This window comes from Prescottella equi, from assembly GCF_020171745.1.
Taxonomy (GTDB): domain Bacteria; phylum Actinomycetota; class Actinomycetes; order Mycobacteriales; family Mycobacteriaceae; genus Prescottella; species Prescottella equi_A.
Genome location: NZ_JAIVAH010000015.1, coordinates 33,509 through 52,957, shown reverse-complemented (window position 1 = coordinate 52,957; position 19,449 = coordinate 33,509). Strand labels below are relative to the sequence as shown.

At 70.2% G+C, this 19,449-nt stretch carries 21 protein-coding genes and 1 tRNA gene; 9 read left to right on the top strand and 13 right to left on the bottom strand.

What is annotated here, in order from left to right:
• Positions 1-4: 4 nt before the first annotated feature.
• Entirely contained in the window at positions 5-1,150 is a 1,146-nt protein-coding gene (locus LCL87_RS13195; protein ID WP_225020277.1) for a Nif3-like dinuclear metal center hexameric protein, read from the bottom strand.
• Positions 1,147-2,193 carry an Rv2231c family histidinol phosphate aminotransferase CobC gene (cobC, locus tag LCL87_RS13190; protein ID WP_225020275.1) on the bottom strand — a complete coding sequence of 349 codons (1,047 nt, stop codon included), beginning with the start codon at positions 2,191-2,193 and terminating at the stop codon, positions 1,147-1,149. Before cobC ends, LCL87_RS13195 begins: the two co-directional genes overlap by 4 nt.
• Before the next feature lie 63 nt (positions 2,194-2,256).
• Here cobC and LCL87_RS13185 point away from each other — a divergent pair, with 63 nt between their 5' ends.
• The 3 genes from LCL87_RS13185 to LCL87_RS13175 are packed head-to-tail and all read left to right on the top strand — an operon-like array spanning position 2,257 to position 4,420.
• Positions 2,257-2,973 carry an HAD hydrolase-like protein gene (locus tag LCL87_RS13185; RefSeq protein ID WP_225020273.1) on the top strand — a complete coding sequence of 239 codons (717 nt, stop codon included), beginning with the start codon at positions 2,257-2,259 and terminating at the stop codon, positions 2,971-2,973.
• Positions 2,974-2,975: 2 nt separating this feature from the next.
• Positions 2,976-3,431, top strand: a complete 456-nt coding sequence (locus LCL87_RS13180; RefSeq protein ID WP_510850758.1) for a low molecular weight protein-tyrosine-phosphatase — start codon at positions 2,976-2,978, stop codon at positions 3,429-3,431.
• 29 nt (positions 3,432-3,460) lie between these two features.
• Entirely contained in the window at positions 3,461-4,420 is a 960-nt protein-coding gene (locus LCL87_RS13175; RefSeq protein ID WP_225020269.1) for an SURF1 family cytochrome oxidase biogenesis protein, read from the top strand.
• 42 nt (positions 4,421-4,462) lie between these two features.
• Here LCL87_RS13175 and LCL87_RS13170 read toward each other — a convergent pair whose 3' ends face one another.
• The 7 genes from LCL87_RS13170 to LCL87_RS13140 form a co-directional block, all read right to left on the bottom strand.
• Positions 4,463-4,738 carry an antibiotic biosynthesis monooxygenase family protein gene (locus LCL87_RS13170; protein WP_225020268.1) on the bottom strand — a complete coding sequence of 92 codons (276 nt, stop codon included), beginning with the start codon at positions 4,736-4,738 and terminating at the stop codon, positions 4,463-4,465.
• A gap of 67 nt (positions 4,739-4,805) precedes the next feature.
• On the bottom strand, positions 4,806-5,789 hold the full coding sequence (locus tag LCL87_RS13165) for a cobalamin biosynthesis protein (protein ID WP_225020266.1): 984 nt from the start codon (positions 5,787-5,789) through the stop codon (positions 4,806-4,808).
• 61 nt (positions 5,790-5,850) lie between these two features.
• Positions 5,851-7,416, bottom strand: a complete 1,566-nt coding sequence (locus tag LCL87_RS13160; protein ID WP_225020264.1) for a polyamine aminopropyltransferase — start codon at positions 7,414-7,416, stop codon at positions 5,851-5,853.
• A complete protein-coding gene (locus LCL87_RS13155; protein WP_225020262.1) occupies positions 7,413-7,883 on the bottom strand; it encodes a DUF350 domain-containing protein in 471 nt (156 codons plus the stop codon). Before LCL87_RS13155 ends, LCL87_RS13160 begins: the two co-directional genes overlap by 4 nt.
• A 32-nt stretch (positions 7,884-7,915) precedes the next feature.
• Positions 7,916-8,329 (bottom strand): DUF4247 domain-containing protein, encoded by a 414-nt coding sequence (locus tag LCL87_RS13150; RefSeq protein WP_510850757.1) that lies wholly within the window; start codon positions 8,327-8,329, stop codon positions 7,916-7,918.
• Positions 8,317-8,820 (bottom strand): DUF2617 family protein, encoded by a 504-nt coding sequence (locus LCL87_RS13145; RefSeq protein WP_225020260.1) that lies wholly within the window; start codon positions 8,818-8,820, stop codon positions 8,317-8,319. Before LCL87_RS13145 ends, LCL87_RS13150 begins: the two co-directional genes overlap by 13 nt.
• Complete coding sequence (locus tag LCL87_RS13140; RefSeq protein ID WP_225020258.1) at positions 8,817-9,413, bottom strand: DUF4178 domain-containing protein; 597 nt, start codon at positions 9,411-9,413, stop codon at positions 8,817-8,819. Before LCL87_RS13140 ends, LCL87_RS13145 begins: the two co-directional genes overlap by 4 nt.
• Positions 9,414-9,592: 179 nt before the next feature.
• On the opposite strand from LCL87_RS13140, the gene LCL87_RS13135 reads away from it, so the two are divergent.
• Positions 9,593-10,294 carry a VIT1/CCC1 transporter family protein gene (locus LCL87_RS13135; protein ID WP_225020296.1) on the top strand — a complete coding sequence of 234 codons (702 nt, stop codon included), beginning with the start codon at positions 9,593-9,595 and terminating at the stop codon, positions 10,292-10,294.
• On the opposite strand, the gene LCL87_RS13130 is transcribed toward LCL87_RS13135, so the two are convergent.
• The 4 genes from LCL87_RS13130 to LCL87_RS13115 form a co-directional block, all read right to left on the bottom strand.
• Positions 10,271-10,807: a dual specificity protein phosphatase family protein gene (locus LCL87_RS13130; protein WP_225020256.1), complete on the bottom strand. Its 537-nt coding sequence runs from the start codon at positions 10,805-10,807 to the stop codon at positions 10,271-10,273. The genes LCL87_RS13135 and LCL87_RS13130 overlap by 24 nt on opposite strands.
• 113 nt (positions 10,808-10,920) lie before the next feature.
• Positions 10,921-10,992 (bottom strand) — tRNA-Val (locus LCL87_RS13125).
• 34 nt (positions 10,993-11,026) lie between these two features.
• Positions 11,027-11,491 carry a peroxiredoxin gene (locus LCL87_RS13120; RefSeq protein ID WP_225020255.1) on the bottom strand — a complete coding sequence of 155 codons (465 nt, stop codon included), beginning with the start codon at positions 11,489-11,491 and terminating at the stop codon, positions 11,027-11,029.
• Positions 11,492-11,575: 84 nt separating this feature from the next.
• Positions 11,576-11,998 (bottom strand): DUF3052 domain-containing protein, encoded by a 423-nt coding sequence (locus tag LCL87_RS13115; protein ID WP_225020253.1) that lies wholly within the window; start codon positions 11,996-11,998, stop codon positions 11,576-11,578.
• A gap of 390 nt (positions 11,999-12,388) precedes the next feature.
• Here LCL87_RS13115 and aceE point away from each other — a divergent pair, with 390 nt between their 5' ends.
• The 5 genes from aceE to LCL87_RS13090 all read left to right on the top strand — a co-directional run bounded on the left by aceE (position 12,389) and on the right by LCL87_RS13090 (position 19,409).
• On the top strand, positions 12,389-15,247 hold the full coding sequence (aceE, locus tag LCL87_RS13110) for a pyruvate dehydrogenase (acetyl-transferring), homodimeric type (protein ID WP_225020250.1): 2,859 nt from the start codon (positions 12,389-12,391) through the stop codon (positions 15,245-15,247).
• Positions 15,248-15,345: 98 nt separating this feature from the next.
• Complete coding sequence (locus LCL87_RS13105) at positions 15,346-16,707, top strand: helix-turn-helix domain-containing protein (protein ID WP_225020248.1); 1,362 nt, start codon at positions 15,346-15,348, stop codon at positions 16,705-16,707.
• Between the two features lie 127 nt (positions 16,708-16,834).
• The gene (locus tag LCL87_RS13100) at positions 16,835-17,752 is read left to right on the top strand and encodes an ACP S-malonyltransferase (protein ID WP_225020246.1); all 918 of its coding nucleotides are present in this window, start codon (positions 16,835-16,837) and stop codon (positions 17,750-17,752) included.
• A 90-nt stretch (positions 17,753-17,842) separates the two neighbouring features.
• A complete protein-coding gene (gene acpM, locus LCL87_RS13095) occupies positions 17,843-18,154 on the top strand; it encodes a meromycolate extension acyl carrier protein AcpM (protein ID WP_225020244.1) in 312 nt (103 codons plus the stop codon).
• A 7-nt stretch (positions 18,155-18,161) separates the two neighbouring features.
• Entirely contained in the window at positions 18,162-19,409 is a 1,248-nt protein-coding gene (locus LCL87_RS13090; RefSeq protein WP_225020243.1) for a KasA/KasB family beta-ketoacyl-ACP synthase, read from the top strand.
• Positions 19,410-19,449: the final 40 nt, after the last annotated feature.

Sequence of the window (19,449 nt, the reverse complement as noted above, 5' to 3'; positions counted from 1 at the left end):
CGCGTCAGTGGCAGGCGACGGTCCACGGGTCGGTGCGCAGTTCGGTCACCCGCGTGTCCCATCCGTCGACGCTCCCGAACCGGGCGTCGAGCACGCTCTTGGCCTGGGCGCACCACGGCTGTTCGCTGGCCCAGTGCGCCACGTCGACGAGGGCCGGACCGCCCCGGCGCAGGTGCTCGTCGGCCGGGTGGTGCCGCAGGTCCGCGGTGACGTAGACGTCGGCGCCGAGGCCGGACACCGTGTCGAGCAGCGAGTCGCCCGACCCGCCGCACACCGCGACGGTGCGGACGACGCGATCGGGGTCGCCGGCTGCCCGCACGCCCCACTCGGTCCGGGGCAGCGCCGCGGCGACCCGCGCGGTGAACTCCCGCAGTGTCTGCGGCTCGGGCAGCTCGCCGATGCGGCCCAGCCCGCGGCTGCCCGGGAAGTCCGCGGTCTCGAACACGTCGAAGGCCGGTTCCTCGTACGGATGCGCGGCCCGCAGCGCCGCCAGGATCCGGGCCCGCGACCTGCGCGGCGCGATCACCTCGACGCGGTCCTCGCGCACCGCCTCCACCTCGCCGACCTCGCCGAGCGTGGGCGTCGCGCCCGGAAGCGGCCGAAACTGGCCGTCCCCGGTCACCGTCCAGCTGCATTCCCGGTAGTCGCCGAGCTCGCCGGCGCCGGCCGCGAACAGCGCGTCACGTACCCGAGCGGTGTCGGTGGTCGGCACCATCACCACCCACTTGTCGGTGACGGTGTCGGGGATCGGGATCAGCGGGCGGGTCGCGACCAGGCCCAGCGCACCGGCGAGCGCGTCGGAGACGCCGGGGTCGGCGCGATCGGCATTGGTGTGGGCGCTGTAGAGCGCGCAGCCACCGCGGATCAGCCGGTGCAGCAGCGCGCCCTTCGGGGTATGCGCGCCGACGGTGTCCACGCCGCGCAGCAGCAACGGGTGGTGCACCAGCAGCAGCTGGGCGCCGGTCGCGAGCGCCTCGTCCACGACCGCGGCGGTCGCGTCGACGGCGACAACCACCTTGCGCACCTCGTCGGCGGGATCGCCGGCCACCAGCCCCACCGAGTCCCACGACTCGGCCAGCGCCGGCGGGTAGGCCGCCTCGAGGGCGCCGATCACGTCGGCCAGGGTCGGGGCGGGCGGGGTTGCGGTCACAGGATCTCCCTCATCGTCACGATCAACTGTTCGGTCATCGCTCGCGGCCGGACCGCGATGCGCAGGAAGTCGGGGCCGAGCCCCGGGAAGGTGTCGCAGCGGCGCACCGCGACGCCCCGCTCCCGCAGGTGGGTGCGCATGCGGTCGCCGTCGGGCAGGTGCAGCAGCAGGAACGGTGCTGCGGCCGGGGTGTGCACCGCGATGCCGGCGTCCCGCAGCAGCGCGACTGCAATTTCGCGGTCGGCCGCGATCCGCAGCGACTTCTCCCCCGCCTCGGCGACGGCGGCGGGTTCGCTGCATGCGGTGATCGCCTCGAGTGGCAGGCTGCCGACCGGCCAGTGCGGGCGGCCGACGGTCAGCCGGTCCAGGACCTCGGGGTGGCCGAGGGCGTACCCGCAGCGCAGCCCGGCCAGCGCCCACGTCTTCGTCAGGCTGCGCAGCACCAGGACGTCGGGCAGGGAGTGTCCGGCGACCGATTCCGTCTCCCCCGGCACCGCGTCCATGAAGGCCTCGTCGACGACGAGGATCCGGCCCGGGCGGCGCAACGCCAGGACGTCGGCGGCGGGGTGCAGCACCGACGTCGGGTTGGTGGGGTTGCCGATCACGACCAGGTCGGCCGACTCGGGCACCGCCGACGGATCCAGCCGGTAGGGGGCGTCGAGGGTGACGTGCGTGACCGGGACACCCGCCTCACGGAGCGCGAGTTCGGGTTCGGTGAACGACGGGTGGATCAACGCGGCCTCGCGCGGCTCCAGCCGCGGCAGCATCGCGAACCCCTCCGCGCCGCCGGCGAGCGGCAGCACCTCCTCGGGTGCGCGTGCGTGCCGGGCCGCGACCTGTTCCCGTGCGCGTCGGTCGGCTGCCGCGGCCGGATACCGGCCCAGCCCGGTGAGCGCGTCGGCGAGTCGGCTCCGCAGCCACTCGGGCGGGCCGTCACCCTGCACGTTCACCGCGAAGTCGAGCAGTCCGGGATCGGCCTCGGCGTCGCCGTGGTGCCGCAAGCGCGCGAGCGCGTCGAGCGCCGTTCCCGAACCGAATTCCATAGCCGTCGAGCCTACGGCGCGAGCCGGTGCGCGCCGCCGCGGGCGTCTGAGCACAATGAACGGGTGACAACGTCCGCTTCGCCCCTCGCCCCCGTCCTGCTGTTCGACCTCGACGGCACCCTCACCGACTCCGCCCTCGGCATCCACAACGGCTTCCGGCACGCGCTGGCCGCGGTCGGCGCGCCGGCCCCCACCGCGGAGATGCTCGGGACGGTCATCGGACCGCCGCTGATGGATTCGATGCGCGGCATGGGCCTGGACGAGACCGCCACCGCGGCGGCGCTGGCCGCGTACTTCGAGCGCTACGACGCCGTCGGGTGGTCGGAGAACGAGGTGTACGACGGCGTCGAGGCGATGCTGACGATTGCGCGGGACAGCGGCGCGCGTCTCGCGGTCGCGACGTCCAAGACCGAGAAGTTCGCGATCCGGATCCTCGAGCACTTCGGTCTCGCCGGCTACTTCGAGGTGATCGGCGGGGCCAGCAGCGACGGGTCCCGCCGCGCCAAGGCGGACGTCATCGAGCACGTCCTCGGCGGGTTGGGTCTACCGGCGACGGTGGGCGGCACCACCGACGTCGTCATGATCGGCGACCGCGAGCACGACGTCCACGGCGCCGGGCACTGGGGCATCCCGACGGTGTTCGTCGAGTGGGGGTACGGCACCACCTCCGAAGCCGAAGGCGCCCGATGGACGGCACCGACGGTCGCCGATCTCACCCGGATCCTGACGCGGGCGGCGTCAGGATCTCACCCGGATCCTGACGCGGGCGGCGTGACATGAGCATGATTCACGTCACCTTCGTGTGCACCGGAAACATCTGCCGCTCACCGATGGCCGAACGCATCTTCGCCGAACACGTGCGCCGCGCAGGCCTGGACGACCGGGTCCGCGTCACCAGTGCGGGCACCCACGGGTACCACGTCGGCGACGGCGCGGACCCGCGCACCGACAAGGTTCTCGAGGCCGCCGGATACCCGACCGGGCACCGCGCCGCGCAGGTCGACGACGACCATCTGTCCGCCGACCTGGTGGTTCCGCTCGACAGCGGACACGACCGGATCCTCGCCCGCCTCGGGGTGCCCGACGAGAACCGCCGCCTGCTGCGCAGCTTCGATCCCGGCGCCGACGGCGATTCGGTGCCGGACCCGTACTACGGCGACCTCACCGATTTCGAACTCGTCCGCGACCAGATCGAGGCGGCCGTGCCGGGCCTGCTGGACTGGGTGCGCGAGAACTGACCTGCGCGCGAGCCAGTACCGTGGTACCCGTGCGTAGGCTGAGTTTTCTGCTGCGACCCGGCTGGCTGGCATTGGCTGCCGTCGTCGCCGGTTTCGCCTTCATGTGCTTCACCGTGCTCGCCCCGTGGCAGCTCGGCAAGAACACCCGGACCGAGGAGCGCAACGGGCTGCTCGAGCAGTCCCTCGACGCGGAGGCGGTGTCGATCGACACGCTGCTGGACGCGGGCGGCCCGGCCCAGAACGACGAGTGGCGCAAGGTCCTCGCGACCGGCACCTACGTCCCGGACAGCGACCTGTTGGTGCGGCTGCGCTCGGTCGAGGAGAAGCCCGCGTACGAGGTGCTGACGCCGCTGAAGATGTCCGACGGCGACACCCTGCTCGTCAACCGCGGCTACGTCCGCCCGGAACAGGGCACCCAGGCGCCGCCCATCCCGGCTCCCCCCACCGGCGAGGTGACGGTCGAGGGCCGGATCCGGATGTCGGAGGGCACCGTCCCCGGCAAGGAGCCGATCAACGAGGCCGGCACCCGCCAGGTGTACTACATCGACTCCGGCCAGATCGGACAGTTCATCGGTACCGATCTGGTCAACGGCTACCTCCAGTTGAACGACGCCCAGCCCGGCGGACTGGGCACGATCCCGCTGCCGCAGATCGACGCGGGGCCGTATCTCTCGTACGGCCTGCAGTGGCTGGCGTTCGGCATCATGGCGCCGCTGGGTCTCGCGTACTTCGTCCGCGCCGAACTGCGTGAGCGGCGCAAGGCGAAGCAGCGGGCGGCGGAGACTCCGGTCCCCGACGCCCCCGCGGTGCCCGACGTTTCCCGGGCCGCCCCGGAAGCAACTGAACCGGCACCCGCCGCGACGACGCCGGCCACCGACGACTTCCAGTTGCCGACCCGCCGCGGACTGCGCCGCAAGAACAAGACCGAGGACGCCCCGGTCACGGCCTCGGAGGCGAAGCTCGCCGACCGCTACGGCAAGCACCGCTGATCCGCGAGCTCGCGCGGCTGCACACGACCGAGCGGTAGCCGGTCACGGGCGTTCGCACTCGAACTCGCGGACGTCGATAGCCAGGATCCGCGTCACCATGTCGTCGCCCGGTCCGTCGCCACGGAAGGCGTCGAGCGCGGATCGCGTCGCCCACATTTCGAGAACGTTGATCCGGTCGAGCGCCAGTAAGTCGGCGCCGAGCGCGTACTCGATGCACCCGGGCGCCGATCGGGCCTGCGCCACGACATCCCGGCACGAGTCCAGGTAGGCCGACCGGTCCTCCGCCGCGACCGTCAGATGTCCCGCCACGATGATCATTGCTGCCTCCTCGCTGCAATCCTGCAGGGAAGGACCTCGACCGCGCCGAGGAATCATCGCAGCGGTGTCAGGCGCCCCGGGAGCGGCGTCGGCCCAGCGCCAGGGCGGCTGCAGCGGCCACCACCGCGGCCCCGGCCTGGACCGCCGACGACAGGCGCGCGGCCCGCTCGAGGTCCGCGACGACCGGCGCCGGACCCGAGCCGAGGGTGGGCCGCATCTCGACGCCGTGGGCGTACTCGGTCCGGCCGCCCAGTTGCACGCCCAGGGCGCCGGCCGCCGACGCCTCGGCCACGCCGGCGTTGGGACTCGGATGCGCGGACGCGTCCCGCCGCCACGCCTCCAACGCCGCGCGCGGCGAACCGCCGACGACGGGGGCCGCGGCGACGGTCAGCGCCCCGGCGAGGCGGGCCGGGGCCAGGTTGACGACGTCGTCCCAGCGCGCCGCCGCCCACCCGAACCGGTTGTACTTGTCGTTGCGGTAGCCGATCATCGCGTCCAGCGTGTTCGACGCCCGGTACGCGAGCAGGCCGGGCACCCCGGCGACCGAACCCCAGAACAGCGCACCGACGGTGGCGTCGGAGGTGTTCTCCGCGACGGATTCGAGGCTGGCGCGGGCCAGTCCGTCGGCGTCGAGGACGCTCGGATCCCGGCCGCACAGCGAAGGCAGCAGGGCGCGCGCGGATTCCAGATCACCGGCCTCGAGGTGCCGGGCCATCGTGCGACCGGTGTCCGCGAGTGAGGTTCCGCCCAGGACCGTCCACGTCGCCGCGGCGGTCACCGCGGTCTCCCCTACCCAACCGGCGCGCCTGCCGAGGCGCTCGGCGAGGACTCCGGCGGCGCCGGTCGCGCCCACCAGGATTGCGGTGTGCACGGCGCCCGAGAGCCTGCTGTCGGCGTAGGTGCGCTTCTCCAATGCCATTGCCGTGAGCCCGAATCCGGCAACCGGATGCAGACGCCGGGGATCGCCGAAGGCCCGATCGGCGACATACCCGAGGACGAGTCCGGCTGCGCGGGCAGTGGGCCGGGGACCTCGCCGAATTGAAGAAGACACGACGGTATTTCTATCAATCCGGTTTCCCGCCGCGGTCGCCGGTGTTCGGCTCGCGGACTCGCTACCGCTCGAACCCGCGCCGCATGTCGTCGACGATCCGCGGCCGGTCGAGGGTCGACGGTTCGAGATCGCGGCGGGGCCGGTCGAGGGGGAAGACCGCCGCCGCGGCGAGGGTCGCGTCGTCGAGGAACTTGCGGGGCGGCGCGGACGGCGAGAGCGCCAGGGCGGGAGCCGGTCCCGCCTGCGCGAGGACGTAGCCCCAGTCACCGAAGCTGGGCACGTAGGCGTGGTACGGCGTCACCCCGAGGCCCACCGATGCGACGGTCGACACGGTCCGCCAGTAGGCGTCGGGCGTCGAGTAGGGGCTGCCCGACTGCACCACCATCAGCCCACCGGGATTGAGTGCGGCCCCGACCAGTCCGTAGAACTCGGTGGAGTACAGCCGGCCCAGCGTCGGGGTGTCGGGGTCGGGCAGGTCGACGATCACCGCGTCGAACCCGTTTCCGTCCCGTTCGCGGAGCCACCGGAACGCGTCGGCGGTCACGACCTGCACCCGCTCGTCCTCGAGCGCGCCGCCGTTGAGGTCGCGCAGCTTGGTGTTCGCCAGGTCGAGTACAGCGGGATCGAGCTCCACCTGCACGATCTCGCGAACCCCGTCCTGCCGCAGCACCTCACGCGCCGCCAGACCGTCGCCGCCGCCGAGGATCAGCACGCGCTGCGGATCCCGTGCGAGCACCGGGTATACGAGCGCCTCGGTGTAGCGGTGCTCGTCGCGGCTCGAGAACTGCAGGTCGCCGTCCAGGTACAGCCGGACGTCGCCGGAGCGTTCGGTGACCACGATCTCCTGGTACTGCGAGCGCTGCGCGTACACGACCGGGTCCGGGTAGAGCCGCTGGCGCGACGTCGTCTCGATGTCCGACGCGCGCACCAGCAGCGTGCCGAGCAGCGCGGCGGCGATCAGCAGCGCCAGCATGGCCGCCGCCCGGGCCACCGGCTTCAGGTGTCCGCGCAGCAGGAACAGCGCCGCGACGGCCGCGGCCACCAGGTTCACCATGCCGGTGAGCGCGGTGCCGCGGATCAGCCCCGCCGCCGGCAGCAGCAGGAACGGCCACGCCAGTCCGCCGATGAGGGCGCCCGCGTAGTCGGCGGCGTTGAGGTTGGCGAGGACCTTGCCGGTGTCGGCAGCGTCGGTGTCCCGACCGGTCTGCAGCAGCGTCATGAGCAGCGGCACCTCGGCACCGACCAACATGCCGATCGCGGCGGTCGCCAGCACCAGCACCCACGTCGACGAGCCCAGGAACGTGAACGCGACGTACAGCGCCGCGGCGCTCACGCCGCCGACGAGGCCCAGCACCACCTCGACGGCGACGAACGACGGCGCCGCGCGCGTGAGCAGCGGCTTGGCCGCCAGCGCACCGAGACCGAGCGCCGCGACGAATCCGGCCACGATGAGCGACGTCTCGGTGATACCGCCGCCGGTCAGGCTCGCCGACAGCGTCAGCAGCGCCAGCTCGTACACGAGCCCACAGGCCGCGCACGCGGCGACGGCCGCGAGCAGCAGCACCCGCGACCGCCGCCCCAGCGCAGGAGCCGCCGACGGGGCCTCCGCCGACGCGGTGACCGTCACGACAGGGCGGCGGCGTTGACCAGGCCCACCGAGAACAGGGTCACCGCGACGGCCCACGCCGCCCCGCACATGCGGGGTTCGGCCACCAGCGCGACGAGCCGTCCCGGCAGCACCACGTTCATGATCGCCAGAGCGGCCGCCTGCAGCACCACACCGACGACGCCGTAGACCAGCGAATCGGCCAGCCCCTGTGCGAAGCCGTCGGAGCTGGTGAGGATCGCGGTGATCACGATGATGGCCAGCGCCAGGTGGTTGGCGCCGAGCAGCAGCGCCGCGTTGGGGTTCTTCTCCACGTACACCTGGTGACGGAGGTTGCCCGGGGTCAGGGCGTCGAGCATCGCGAATCCGGCCGTGAGCACGGCGATCCCGACGGCGAAGAACGCGAGGGTGGCGAGCACGCCCCCGACCATCGGCAGGAACTCGACGGTTCCGATCTCGGTGGCGGCGGCCAGGTTCGTCACGGTCATGTTCGCGCTCCCCGATAGGTCTGTGATGGAGGTCATTTCGCATCTCCGGATCCGCCGGAGGTGTTGCCCGCGGCCGGCGATCCGGGCGTGAATCCGGGCCCGAGATAGACGAAGTGCCCACCGCGGTAGCGGCCGTCGAGATCCTCGACGGAGATGTCACTGCCGCCGCCCGCGGCCGGGCCGACCGTGACGATGTCGTCGTTGTAACGCAGATATTCGTTGTTGCCGTCGGCCTTCCTCGCCGCCGGTTCGTCCTCGTCGACGATCCGGGTCACGGTCGTGCCCACCGGGTCCGGCGACCAGTAGTTGGTGATGTCGCCCTGCGCGCCACGGTGTTCGAAGTTCTCGGCGAGGTGGTCCCGCACGCTGCTGCTACCACAGCCCGCGGTGAGCAGGACGACGGCGCCGAGGATCGCGCCGGCCACGGCCCGCCTCACGGCCGCCACCGGCTCTCGGTCGCGACGACGGTGCCGCCCCCGACGCCGGGATACAGGTGCCAGGTCCGCCAATGCCACTGCCCCGCCTGCGCGGTCGCGGTCAGCGCGGTGAGCGCATCGCGATCGCCCGGGAACGCCCCGCACACCCAGCCCTCCCCCGACGACTGTTCCCGCAGCGCGGCCGCGCGGCGCCGGAACTCGTCCTCGGGCACCTGCTCGGTGCGCGAGACGAACCGATAGCCGTGCCGCTCTTCGACTTCCGGCAGTCGCCGGCCGCCGGAGCGCACGGCGTCGCAGGACACCTGCTCGGTGAGCACCCGCCCGTCCGCCTCGGCGACCACCACGTGCGACGCCCCCAGCACGCCCAGGGTCAGCGACCCTGCGAGGGCGTCGTGCAGGCGCAGTTCCGCGAGCGTGTCGGGCGCTGGGGCGTCGAGCACGAGGCCCAACGCATCCGCGGCGACGTCCGTCGGTTCGACCTCGAGGAGATGGACGCTCACTGCGGCGGACCGGCGTGGATCACGGTCAGCTCGCCGCGGGTGACGGCGCGTCCGGTCGAGACCTCCCACGACGACGTCCTCGCCCAGCGCTCGAACGCCAGCAGGCCGGTCTTGTCGGCGGTCTCGTAGTCGGCGTAGTCCATCGACCCGGTCGGGGCGGTGCCGGTGGTGCCCTCGGCGGTGAAACGGGCGGACCCGGACTCGATCTTCCGGTACACGCGATCGTCGAGGATCACGTCGCCGCCCGGTTCCAGGCCGGTCCCCTCACGACGCATCCACAGCGTCATCTCGAGGTCGCCCTCGTCGTCCTCGACGGTGAGCCAGCGGCGCCCGGTTGAGCCGTCCAGCAGGTGTTCGCGCCACTGGTAGCCCTCCTCGTCGAGCGTGATGGTCCCGCGGACGACGTGGTCGATGCCGGCGTACGTGATGATGTCGCCGACGCCGATCTTGTGCGGGTCGTAGACCTCCGGATAGTCGGCCAGCGGATCGACCCGCCGCGGCGTGGCCGCGGGCTTGGTGCGCAGGACGAACACGACGATCCCGGCGATGAGCACCAGGATCAGTAGTACGACAAGAAGAATCATCACACCCATTCGGACATTTCCCCCCATATTCGACGAGTTTCGGGGCCGACCCTACCTGCGCGCCGCGAACCCTTTCCAACCGTGAACTTCGGACAGCCTTGCATTGCTGGTCGCGCACGCACGACCGCAATACTCTTCGAGACGTGACCTCGCACAAGGAGTCGCCCGATCAAGCCGGTCCGGCCGGAATGCACGACGCGGAACCGCACCTCGGCTCGCTGTCGTCGCGGCTGAACTGGTTGCGGGCCGGTGTGCTGGGCGCCAACGACGGCATCGTCTCGGTCGCCGGCCTGGTCGTCGGTGTCGCGGCGGCCACCACCGACCGCGGGCCGATCCTCACCGCGGGCCTGGCCGGTCTCGCGGCCGGTGCGGTGTCGATGGCGCTCGGCGAGTACGTCTCGGTGAGCACCCAGCGCGACACCGAACGGGCGCTGCTGGCCAAGGAGAAGCTCGAGCTGTCGACCATCCCCGACGCCGAACTCGAGGAACTCGCGTCGCTGTACGAGGCGAAGGGGCTCTCCCCCGAGACGGCCCGGAAGGTGGCCGAGGAACTGACCGAGCACGACGCGTTCGCCGCGCACGCCGAGGCCGAACTGGGCATCGACCCGGACGAACTCACCAACCCGTGGCAGGCCGCCGGCGCCTCGGCGATCTCGTTCACCGTCGGGGCGATCCTGCCGATGCTCGCGATTCTGTTGCCCCCGGCCACCGCTCGTATCCCGGTCACGTTCGCGGCGGTGCTCATCGCGCTCGCGATCACGGGCAGCCTCAGCGCCCGGCTGGGCGGGGCGCGCCGGTCCCGCGCCGTGCTGCGGGTGGTGGCGGGCGGCGCGCTCGCGATGGTCGTGACCTACGGGATCGGGCAGCTACTCGGGGTCGCGGGCGTCTGACGCGGGTTCGCTCAGCAGCCATTCCTCGAACGCGTCGTTGCACAGGCATGCCGGCGACCGCCGCTCCCGCAGCACCGCGATCGCCCCCGCCGGATCCGCCTCGTCGGACAGCACCATCGCCCGCGCCGCCACGAGACTCGACCGGTTGAGCCCCACCTGGCAGTGGACCAGCACCGGCCCGGTCTCCCGGCACACGTTCACCCACGCCGCGAGCGCGTCCACCTGCTCGAACCCCTGCTCGGCGCTGTCGTACATCCGCACGTACATCTCGGAGTCGATGGTGTGCCGGATGTCGTACTGCTCCCACGGATACAGCGAGACGACATGCTTGACGAAGTTCGGCAGCACCAGCCCCTCCCGGCACCCGCCCTGCCACAGATTCGGCGCGACCTCACTGATGACCGGGACGTCGAACGGTAGGTGCTTGTGCGCGGTGATCCCGACCAGGTGCTGCCGCATCGGGTCCAGCTTGATGTCGATCGCTGTCGGATCGACGGTGGGGTCCGTCGCCATCTTCCGTCCGTTCGGTCGTGGTCCTTCCAGTATCGACTCGGCCGGGGCGGATTCGGAGCGAACACATGTGAAAAACCCCGCATCGCGCATTCGCGAGTGCGGGGTTTCGACGGTGGGCGCGGAGGGTTTCGAACCCCCGACCGCTGGTGTGTAAAACCAGAGCTCTACCACTGAGCTACACGCCCGAAATCCGGCGACATCACGTCGCCGGATTTGCATTCAGGACTTTAGCGCGGTGAGCGCTTTCTCCCAAGCTGCCTGGTCACGGGGTTCGCCGGGGCCGTTCATCTCGGCGAACCGGATGACGCCTTCCTTGTCGATCGCGAACGTGCCGCGGTTGGCGAATCCGAGTTTGTCGTTGAAGACGCCGTACGCCTCCGCGACGGCACCGTGGGGCCAGAAATCCGACAGCAGCGGGAACGTGTATCCCTGCTCGGCCGCCCAGATCTTGTGGGTCGGCGACGGGCCGACGGAGATCGCGAGGATCTCGGCGTCGTCGTTCTGGAACTTCGGGAGCTCGTCACGCACGCGGCACAACTCGCCCTGGCAGACACCGGTGAACGCCAGCGGGTAGAAGACCAGAAGAACGTTCTTCTTACCCCGGAAGTCCGACAGCGTGACTTCCTGGTTGTTCTGGTCCTTGAGCGTGAAATCGGGCGCGACGGCGCCCACCTCGAGAGGCATGCCTGATCCTAACGTCGGGTACGGCAGCACTTCCGCCACGACCAACGTACGCCGTGCGGAAGTGCCCGGAAGGGGTGCGGAAGGTCAGCGCTTGGGTGCGCGCGCCTTCGGCTGCACCAGCCGGCTACCGCTCCACATGCCGAGGTTCGCGGCCGAGGTCTGCGTCAGACCCGCGGTGGGCGCGGATTCGGCGATCTCGCTGGGCTCGACGTGCCCGGGCTGCCCGGTCTTGGGGGTGAGAACCCACACGAAGCCATCGTCCGAGAGCGGCCCGATGGCGTCCATCAGCGCGTCGACCAGATCACCGTCCCCGTCGCGCCACCACAGCAGCACGACGTCCATGACCTCGTCGGAGTCCTCGTCGACCATCTCCCCACCGATGGCCTCTTCCACCTCCGCGCGCAGCTCGTCGTCGGTGTCCTCGTCCCAGCCCAGTTCCTGAACCACCATGTCGGGGGTAATGCCAAGCTTCTGAGCGTAGTTCTGGGCGTCCGCCGCGGCGACCACGGTGGTGTCCTCCTCTGTTCGGTCGGTCGCAGGTCCCCGCGAAACCTCTCGCACGAGCCTGCAGACCTTCTGGTGACGATCGAGCGTCCGTCGATCAATAGGTGAAAGCGAACATGGTCGGAGGCTTTCGCGCAAGCCGACGACCCCGAAAACCTCGAGAAAGTCTGGCCGAATTCGCGAAAACCACCGCGAACTGGACGTTCTCCCGGCAAGTGTAGCCGCCGCGACGCGCCGGGTACCGGACAACAGGAGCGGGGGTGCCTCCCGAGTGCGGATGGGGAAAGATGAGGGCTGCGCCATATTCATATGGAATGTCGGACGGCCCTAACAAGGGCCGCCCGGATGGAGCGGACGCGACACCGCGCGTCCCACCACAATGAGGAGCACACCTTGTCAGACCTGATCCAGGGGCCCGCGTCTCAACCGAACGCCGACACACCGGGCGTGTCCGGAGCGGTCCAGCCACCTGCCGCGAACGCGCAGCCCGGAGCCGACGGCCGGGTCCGCGTCATCCGCGAGGGCGTGGCGTCCTACCTGCCGGACATCGATCCGGACGAGACCACCGAGTGGCTCGAATCGTTCGACGGTCTGCTGGACCGTTCGGGTTCCGCCCGTGCCCGCTACCTGATGCTGCGCCTGCTCGAGCGCGCCGGTGAGAAGCACGTGGCGATCCCCGCCCTCACGTCCACCGACTACGTGAACACGATTCCGACCGAGAACGAGCCGTGGTTCCCCGGCGACGAGGACGTCGAGCGTCGGTACCGCGCCTGGATCCGCTGGAACGCCGCGATCATGGTGCACCGCGCGCAGCGTCCCGGTGTCGGCGTCGGCGGCCACATCTCGACGTACGCGTCGTCCGCCGCGCTCTACGAGGTCGGCTTCAACCACTTCTTCCGCGGCAAGGATCATCCGGGCGGCGGCGACCACATCTTCGTGCAGGGTCACGCGTCGCCCGGCATCTACGCGCGCGCGTTCCTCGAGGGCCGGATTCCGGCCGAGCAGATGGACGGCTTCCGTCAGGAGGCCAGCCACGCCCAGTCGGGCGGCGGCCTGCCGTCCTACCCGCATCCGCGCCTGCTCCCGGACTTCTGGGAGTTCCCGACGGTGTCGATGGGCCTGGGCCCGATGAACGCCATCTACCAGGCCCGGTTCAACCACTACCTGAACGATCGCGGCGTCAAGGACACCTCGGATCAGCACGTGTGGGCGTTCCTCGGCGACGGCGAGATGGACGAGCCGGAGTCGCGCGGTCTCGCGCACGTCGCGGCCACCGAGGGCCTCGACAACCTGACGTTCGTCATCAACTGCAACCTGCAGCGTCTCGACGGCCCGGTCCGCGGCAACGGCAAGATCATCCAGGAGCTGGAGTCGTTCTTCCGCGGCGCCGGCTGGAACGTCATCAAGGTCGTGTGGGGCCGCGAGTGGGACTCGCTGCTGCACGCCGACAAGGACGGCGCTCTCGTCAACCTCATGAACGAGACCCCGGACGGCGACTTCCAGACGTACAAGGCCAACGACGGCGCGTTCGTCCGCGAGCACTTCTTCGGCCGCGACCCGCGCACCAAGGCCCTCGTCGCCGACATGAGCGACCAGGAGATCTGGAACCTCAAGCGCGGCGGCCACGACTACCGCAAGATCCACGCGGCGTACGCGGCGGCGATGGCGCACAAGGGCCAGCCGACGGTCATCCTGGCGCACACCATCAAGGGCTACACCCTCGGCAAGCACTTCGAGGGCCGCAACGCCACGCACCAGATGAAGAAGCTGACGCTCGACGACCTCAAGCGTTTCCGCGACATCCAGCGGATCCCGATCTCCGACGCGGAGCTCGAGAAGGATCCGTACCTGCCCCCGTACTACCACCCGGGCACGGATTCGCCGGAGATCCAGTACATGCTGCAGCGCCGCAAGGCGCTCGGTGGGTTCCTGCCGTCGCGCCGCACCGACGCCGCCCCGCTCCCGCAGCCCGCGGACAAGACCTACGACGTCGTGCGCAAGGGTTCGGGCAAGCAGGAGGTCGCGACGACGATGGCCGTCGTGCGCATCCTCAAGGAACTGTTGCGCGACAAGGAGATCGGCAAGCGGATCGTGCCCATCATCCCCGACGAGGCGCGCACGTTCGGTATGGATTCGTGGTTCCCGTCGCTGAAGATCTACAACCGCAACGGACAGCTGTACACGTCGGTCGACGCCGAACTGATGCTCGCCTACAAGGAGAGCTCGGTCGGCCAGATCCTCCACGAGGGCATCAACGAGGCCGGCTCGACGTCGTCGTTCACCGCGGTCGGCACGTCGTACGCCACGCACGGCGAGCCGATGATCCCGGTCTACATCTTCTACTCGATGTTCGGCTTCCAGCGGACCGGTGACGGCCTGTGGGCGGCGGCGGACCAGATGGCCCGCGGCTTCGTGCTCGGCGCCACCGCCGGTCGCACCACGCTCACCGGTGAGGGTCTGCAGCACGCCGACGGTCACTCGCTGCTGCTGGCGTCGACCAACCCGGCGGCGGTGTCGTACGACCCGTCGTTCTCGTACGAGATCGCGCACATCGTCAAGGACGGCCTGCGTCGCATGTACGGCGGCACCCCGGGTGTCGACGGCTTCGGTGGCGAGAACATCTTCTACTACCTGACCGTCTACAACGAGCCGTACCAGCAGCCCGCCGAGCCGGAGAACCTCGACGTCGACGGCCTGCTCAAGGGCATCTACCTGTACAAGCGGGCCGAGAACGCCGGTCCACGCGCCCAGATCCTCGTCTCCGGTGTCACCATGCCGGACGGCCTGCGCGCGCAGCAGCTGCTCGCCGACGAGTGGGGCGTGGCCGCGGACGTGTGGTCGGTGACGTCGTGGGGCGAGCTGCGCCGCGACGGCGTCGAGTGCGAGCGTGAGGCGCTGCACAACCCCGGTGCCGACGCTCCGACGCCGTACGTGACGAAGGCGCTCTCGCAGGCGCAGGGCCCGTTCGTCGCCGCCTCCGACTGGATGCGCGCGGTGCCGGACCAGATCCGCCAGTGGGTTCCCGGCTCGTACACGACGCTCGGCACCGACGGGTTCGGCTTCTCCGACACCCGCACCGCGGCACGACGGTTCTTCAACGTCGACGCCGAGTCGATCGTCGTCGCGGTGCTCTCCGCGCTGGCGAAGTCCGGCGAGGTCGACCGGTCGAAGGCCGTCGAGGCCGCCGCCCGGTACCGGATCGACGACGTGCTGGCCGCGCCGGTGTCGACGTCGGATCCCGGCGTCGCCTGAGTCGACCCGACGACGCGGCCTCCCGGCCGCTGAACGCGCCCGTCGCCGGCACGAGTGTCTCCGAGACCCCGTGCCGGCGGCGGGCGTAAGTTCCTTTCATGGCCGAGGATCAGCCCGAGACGTCGAACAGCTCGTCGGAGCCGCCCGCGCTGCACGAGGCGCCGGCCCCGGTGCCGGCGCGACGCGTCCGCTACCAGCCCCCGCCCCCCGCGGCAGGCGGCCGGCCCACCCGCGATTCGCTGCCGGATGCACTGCTGCGCCGGGTCAAGCAGTTCTCGGGACGGCTGTCCACCGAGGCGATCGCCTCACTGCAGGACCAGCTGCCGTTCTTCGCCGACCTCGACGCCGAACAGCGCGCGAGCGTCCAGATGATCGTCCAGAAGTCGGTGGTCAACTTCCTCGAGTGGCTCACCGACTCCGACAGCGACATCCGCTTCACCATCGACGCCTACCAGGTGATTCCGCAGGACCTCGCCCGCCGCCTGACGCTGCGCCAGACGGTCGACATGGTGCGCGTGGCGATGGAGTTCTTCGAGCAGCGGTTGCCCGCGCTCGCCCGCAACGACCGTCAGCTGGTGGCGCTCACCGAGGCGATCCTGCGGTACGGGCGTGAGCTGGGCTTCGCCGCCGCCTCCGTATATGCCAGCGCGGCCGAGTCCCGCGGCGCGTGGGACACCCGGCTCGAGGCCCTGGTCGTGGACGCGGTGGTGCGGGGCGACACCGGATCGGACCTGCAGTCCCGCGCCGCCACCCTCAACTGGGACGCCACCGCCCCCGCGACGGTCATCGTCGGCACGCCCCCGCCCGAGGAGAGCGTGTCGGTGATCGGCACCGTGCACAGCACCGCGCAGCGGCACGACCGCGCGGCGCTCGCGGTGATCCAGGGCGATCGCCTCGTCCTCGTCGTCAGCGGCGAACTGCACGGCAGCCGGGCGGCACGCGAGTTCATGGCCGAGCTGATGGGCAAGTTCTCCGGCGGCCCCGTCGTGATCGGGCCCACGACCCCGAGTCTGGGCGCAGCACACTTCAGCGCGGTCGAGGCACTGGCGGGGATGGAGGCCGTCGTCGGGTGGCGCGGGGCGCCGCGGCCCGTGTTCGCGGCGGAGTTGTTGCCCGAACGTGCCCTGCTCGGGGATACCGCGGCGGTCGTCGCTCTGAACGAGCGTTTGATCCACCCGCTCTCGGTCTCGGGAACCGCCCTCGCGGACACCCTCGACGCCTATCTGGACTCCGGCGGCGCCGTCGAGGCATGCGCCCGTCAGCTGTTTGTTCATCCAAATACGGTTCGGTACCGACTGAAGCGAATTTCAGAAATCACGGGGCGCGATCCCACGAATCCGCGCGACGCGTATGTGCTCCGCGTCGCAGCGACAGTCGGCCGACTTGCCCAAACGCGCGTTCAAACGTCGACTTCCGACACATCCGTCACAAATTTCCCAATCCGGAACGTGGGAACGTAACGCGAGAGCGCCCGATTTCGATAGCGGCCGCCGACGTGCATTTTTGTGGGAAACCTACAAAACACGTGTCCGGGTTTCATCCCCGACAACATCTCGCGCCGCGTCGCGAGGGTGTTCCCTGGAATGCGTGATTTCGTTGCTAGCCCCGGGTCAGGGCTCCCAGACACCCGGCATGCTCAGCCCCTGGCTGGACCTGCCGGGCGCGCACGATCGCGTGACACTGTGGTCGAAGGCTTCCGGCCTCGATCTCCTCCGGCTGGGCACCACCGCCACGGCCGAGGAGATCACCGATACCGCAGTCACTCAGCCGCTGGTCGTCGCCGCCGAGCTCCTCGCCTACGAGGAGCTCGAACGGCGCGGCCTGATTCCCGCCGACACGATCGCCGCCGGCCATTCCGTCGGCGAGCTCGCCGCGGCGGCAGTCGCCGGGGTGCTCTCGCCCGACGACGCCGTGACCCTCGCCGCGATCCGCGGCGCGGAGATGGCGAAGGCCTGTGCCCTCGAGCCCACCGGAATGTCGGCGGTTCTCGGCGGGGACGAGGATGCGGTGCTGTCCCGGCTCGAGGAACTCGACCTCACGCCGGCCAACCGCAACGCGGCCGGACAGATCGTTGCCGCCGGGCTACTCGAGGCTCTCGAGCAGCTCGCCGCGAATCCTCCGGAGAAGGCCCGTGTGCGGGCCCTCCCGGTCGCCGGGGCGTTCCACACCCGGTACATGGCGCCGGCGCAGGACGCCGTCGCCGCTGCGGCCGCACGGATCACCCCCGGTGATCCGACGCGGACGCTGCTGTCCAATTCGGACGGCGCGCCGGTCACGTCCGGCGCGGACGCCCTGACTAAGCTGGCCGCGCAGGTCACCCGACCTGTGCGCTGGGATCTGTGCACCGCAACGTTGCGGACCGCCCAGGTCACGGCCATCGCGGAACTTCCTCCGGCGGGCACCCTGATCGGGATCGCCAAGCGTGAGATGCGCGGCACCCCGACCGTGGCGCTCAAATCTCCCGGAGACATTTCCACCCTGACCGAACTCACCGAAATCGGTTAGCTCTGTGCGCGCACACGACGCGCGCACCGGTCCGGCCCCGGTCGGACCGAACACCGAGACACGAACATCGAACAAGAAGGGAGCCACCTAGTGGCCGCCAACCAGGAAGACATCATCGCCAACCTCGCCGAGATCATCGAAGAGGTCACCGGCATCGAGCCGTCCGAGGTCACCATCGAGAAGTCGTTCGTCGACGACCTCGACATCGACTCGCTGTCCATGGTCGAGATCGCGGTCCAGACCGAGGACAAGTACGGCGTGAAGATCCCGGACGAGGATCTGGCCAGCCTGCGCACCGTCGGCGATGTCGTCGCCTACATCCAGAAGGTCGAAGCCGAGGGTGGCGAGGCAGCGGACACCGTCAAGGCCAAGCTCGAGGCCGCCAAGAACGACGACGAGTGAGTCAACCGTGACTTCCGCTTCTGCCCGAGGGCGATTACCGAACATCGTCGTCACCAGCCTTGCGGCTACGACGTCGGTTGCCGGAGATGTGGATGGCACGTGGAAGGGCCTGCTGGCCGGTGAGAGCGGCATCGACGTTCTCCACGGCTCGTTCGTCGAGGAATTCGATCTCCCGGTGCGTTTCGGTGGCCAACTCAAGGTCCCGTTCGACGACGCACTGAGCCGGGTCGAGATTCGACGCATGAGCTTCGTGGAGCGACTCGCTCTCGTTCTCGGTCGACAGGTCTGGCAGAACGCCGGCAGCCCCGAGGTCGACAAGGATCGACTCGGGGTTGTCATCGGCACCGGGCTCGGCGGCGGCGAAGCTCTCGTCGACGCCGTCGACAGGCTGCGCGAGGGCGGATACCGCAAGGTGTCGCCGTTCGCGGTCCAGATGGTGATGCCGAACGGTCCGTCGGCCACCGTCGGACTCGAACTCGGCGCGCGCGCCGGTGTCATCACGCCGGTATCGGCGTGTTCGTCCGGGTCGGAGGCCATCGCGCATGCGTACCGCATGATCGCGTTGGGCGACGCGGACATCGTCGTCACGGGTGGTGTGGAGGGCGCCATCGGCGCTGTTCCGATCGCGAGCTTCGCCATGATGCGCGCGCTCAGCACCCGGAACGACGACCCGAAGGCGGCCTCGCGCCCCTTCGACAAGGACCGGGACGGGTTCGTCTTCGGTGAGGCCGGAGCCTTGATGATCCTCGAGACGGAGGAGCACGCGAAGGCACGCGGGGCGACGATCCACGCGCGCCTGCTGGGCGCCGGCATCACCTCGGACGGTTTCCACATCGTGGCACCCGATCCGGAAGGCACGGGCGCGGCACGCGCCATGACCCGGGCCATCGAGACCGCAGGTCTCACCAAGTCCGATATCAAGCACGTCAACGCACATGCGACCGCCACCCCGATCGGCGACATCGCCGAGAGCATCGCCATCAAGGCAGCGGTCGGCACGCATCCTGCGGTGTACGCGCCCAAGTCGGCCCTGGGCCACTCGATCGGCGCCGTCGGCGCCCTCGAGGCAGTGCTCACGGTCCTCAGCGTGCGGGAGGGCGTCATTCCTCCCACACTGAATGTGGACAACCAAGATCCGGAGATCGATCTCGACGTCGTAAAGGGTGAACCCCGCTACGGCGACATCGATTTCGCGATCAACAACTCGTTCGGTTTCGGTGGGCACAACGTCGCGCTCGCCTTCGGCCGGGCATAACCCAGCCGAACCTTGCTGGAACGCCAGGTGGGGACCCGTA

Coding starts and splice junctions, on each gene's coding strand:
- LCL87_RS13130 (WP_225020256.1), bottom strand. CDS start 10,807: ATGGCGACGGACCCCACCGTCGATCCGACAGCGATCGACATCAAGCTG.
- LCL87_RS13120 (WP_225020255.1), bottom strand. CDS start 11,491: ATGCCTCTCGAGGTGGGCGCCGTCGCGCCCGATTTCACGCTCAAGGAC.
- LCL87_RS13140 (WP_225020258.1), bottom strand. CDS start 9,413: ATGGGTGTGATGATTCTTCTTGTCGTACTACTGATCCTGGTGCTCATC.
- cobC (WP_225020275.1), bottom strand. CDS start 2,193: ATGGAATTCGGTTCGGGAACGGCGCTCGACGCGCTCGCGCGCTTGCGG.
- LCL87_RS13135 (WP_225020296.1), top strand. CDS start 9,593: ATGCACGACGCGGAACCGCACCTCGGCTCGCTGTCGTCGCGGCTGAAC.
- LCL87_RS13105 (WP_225020248.1), top strand. CDS start 15,346: ATGGCCGAGGATCAGCCCGAGACGTCGAACAGCTCGTCGGAGCCGCCC.
- LCL87_RS13180 (WP_510850758.1), top strand. CDS start 2,976: ATGATTCACGTCACCTTCGTGTGCACCGGAAACATCTGCCGCTCACCG.
- LCL87_RS13170 (WP_225020268.1), bottom strand. CDS start 4,738: ATGATCATCGTGGCGGGACATCTGACGGTCGCGGCGGAGGACCGGTCG.
- LCL87_RS13155 (WP_225020262.1), bottom strand. CDS start 7,883: ATGACCGTGACGAACCTGGCCGCCGCCACCGAGATCGGAACCGTCGAG.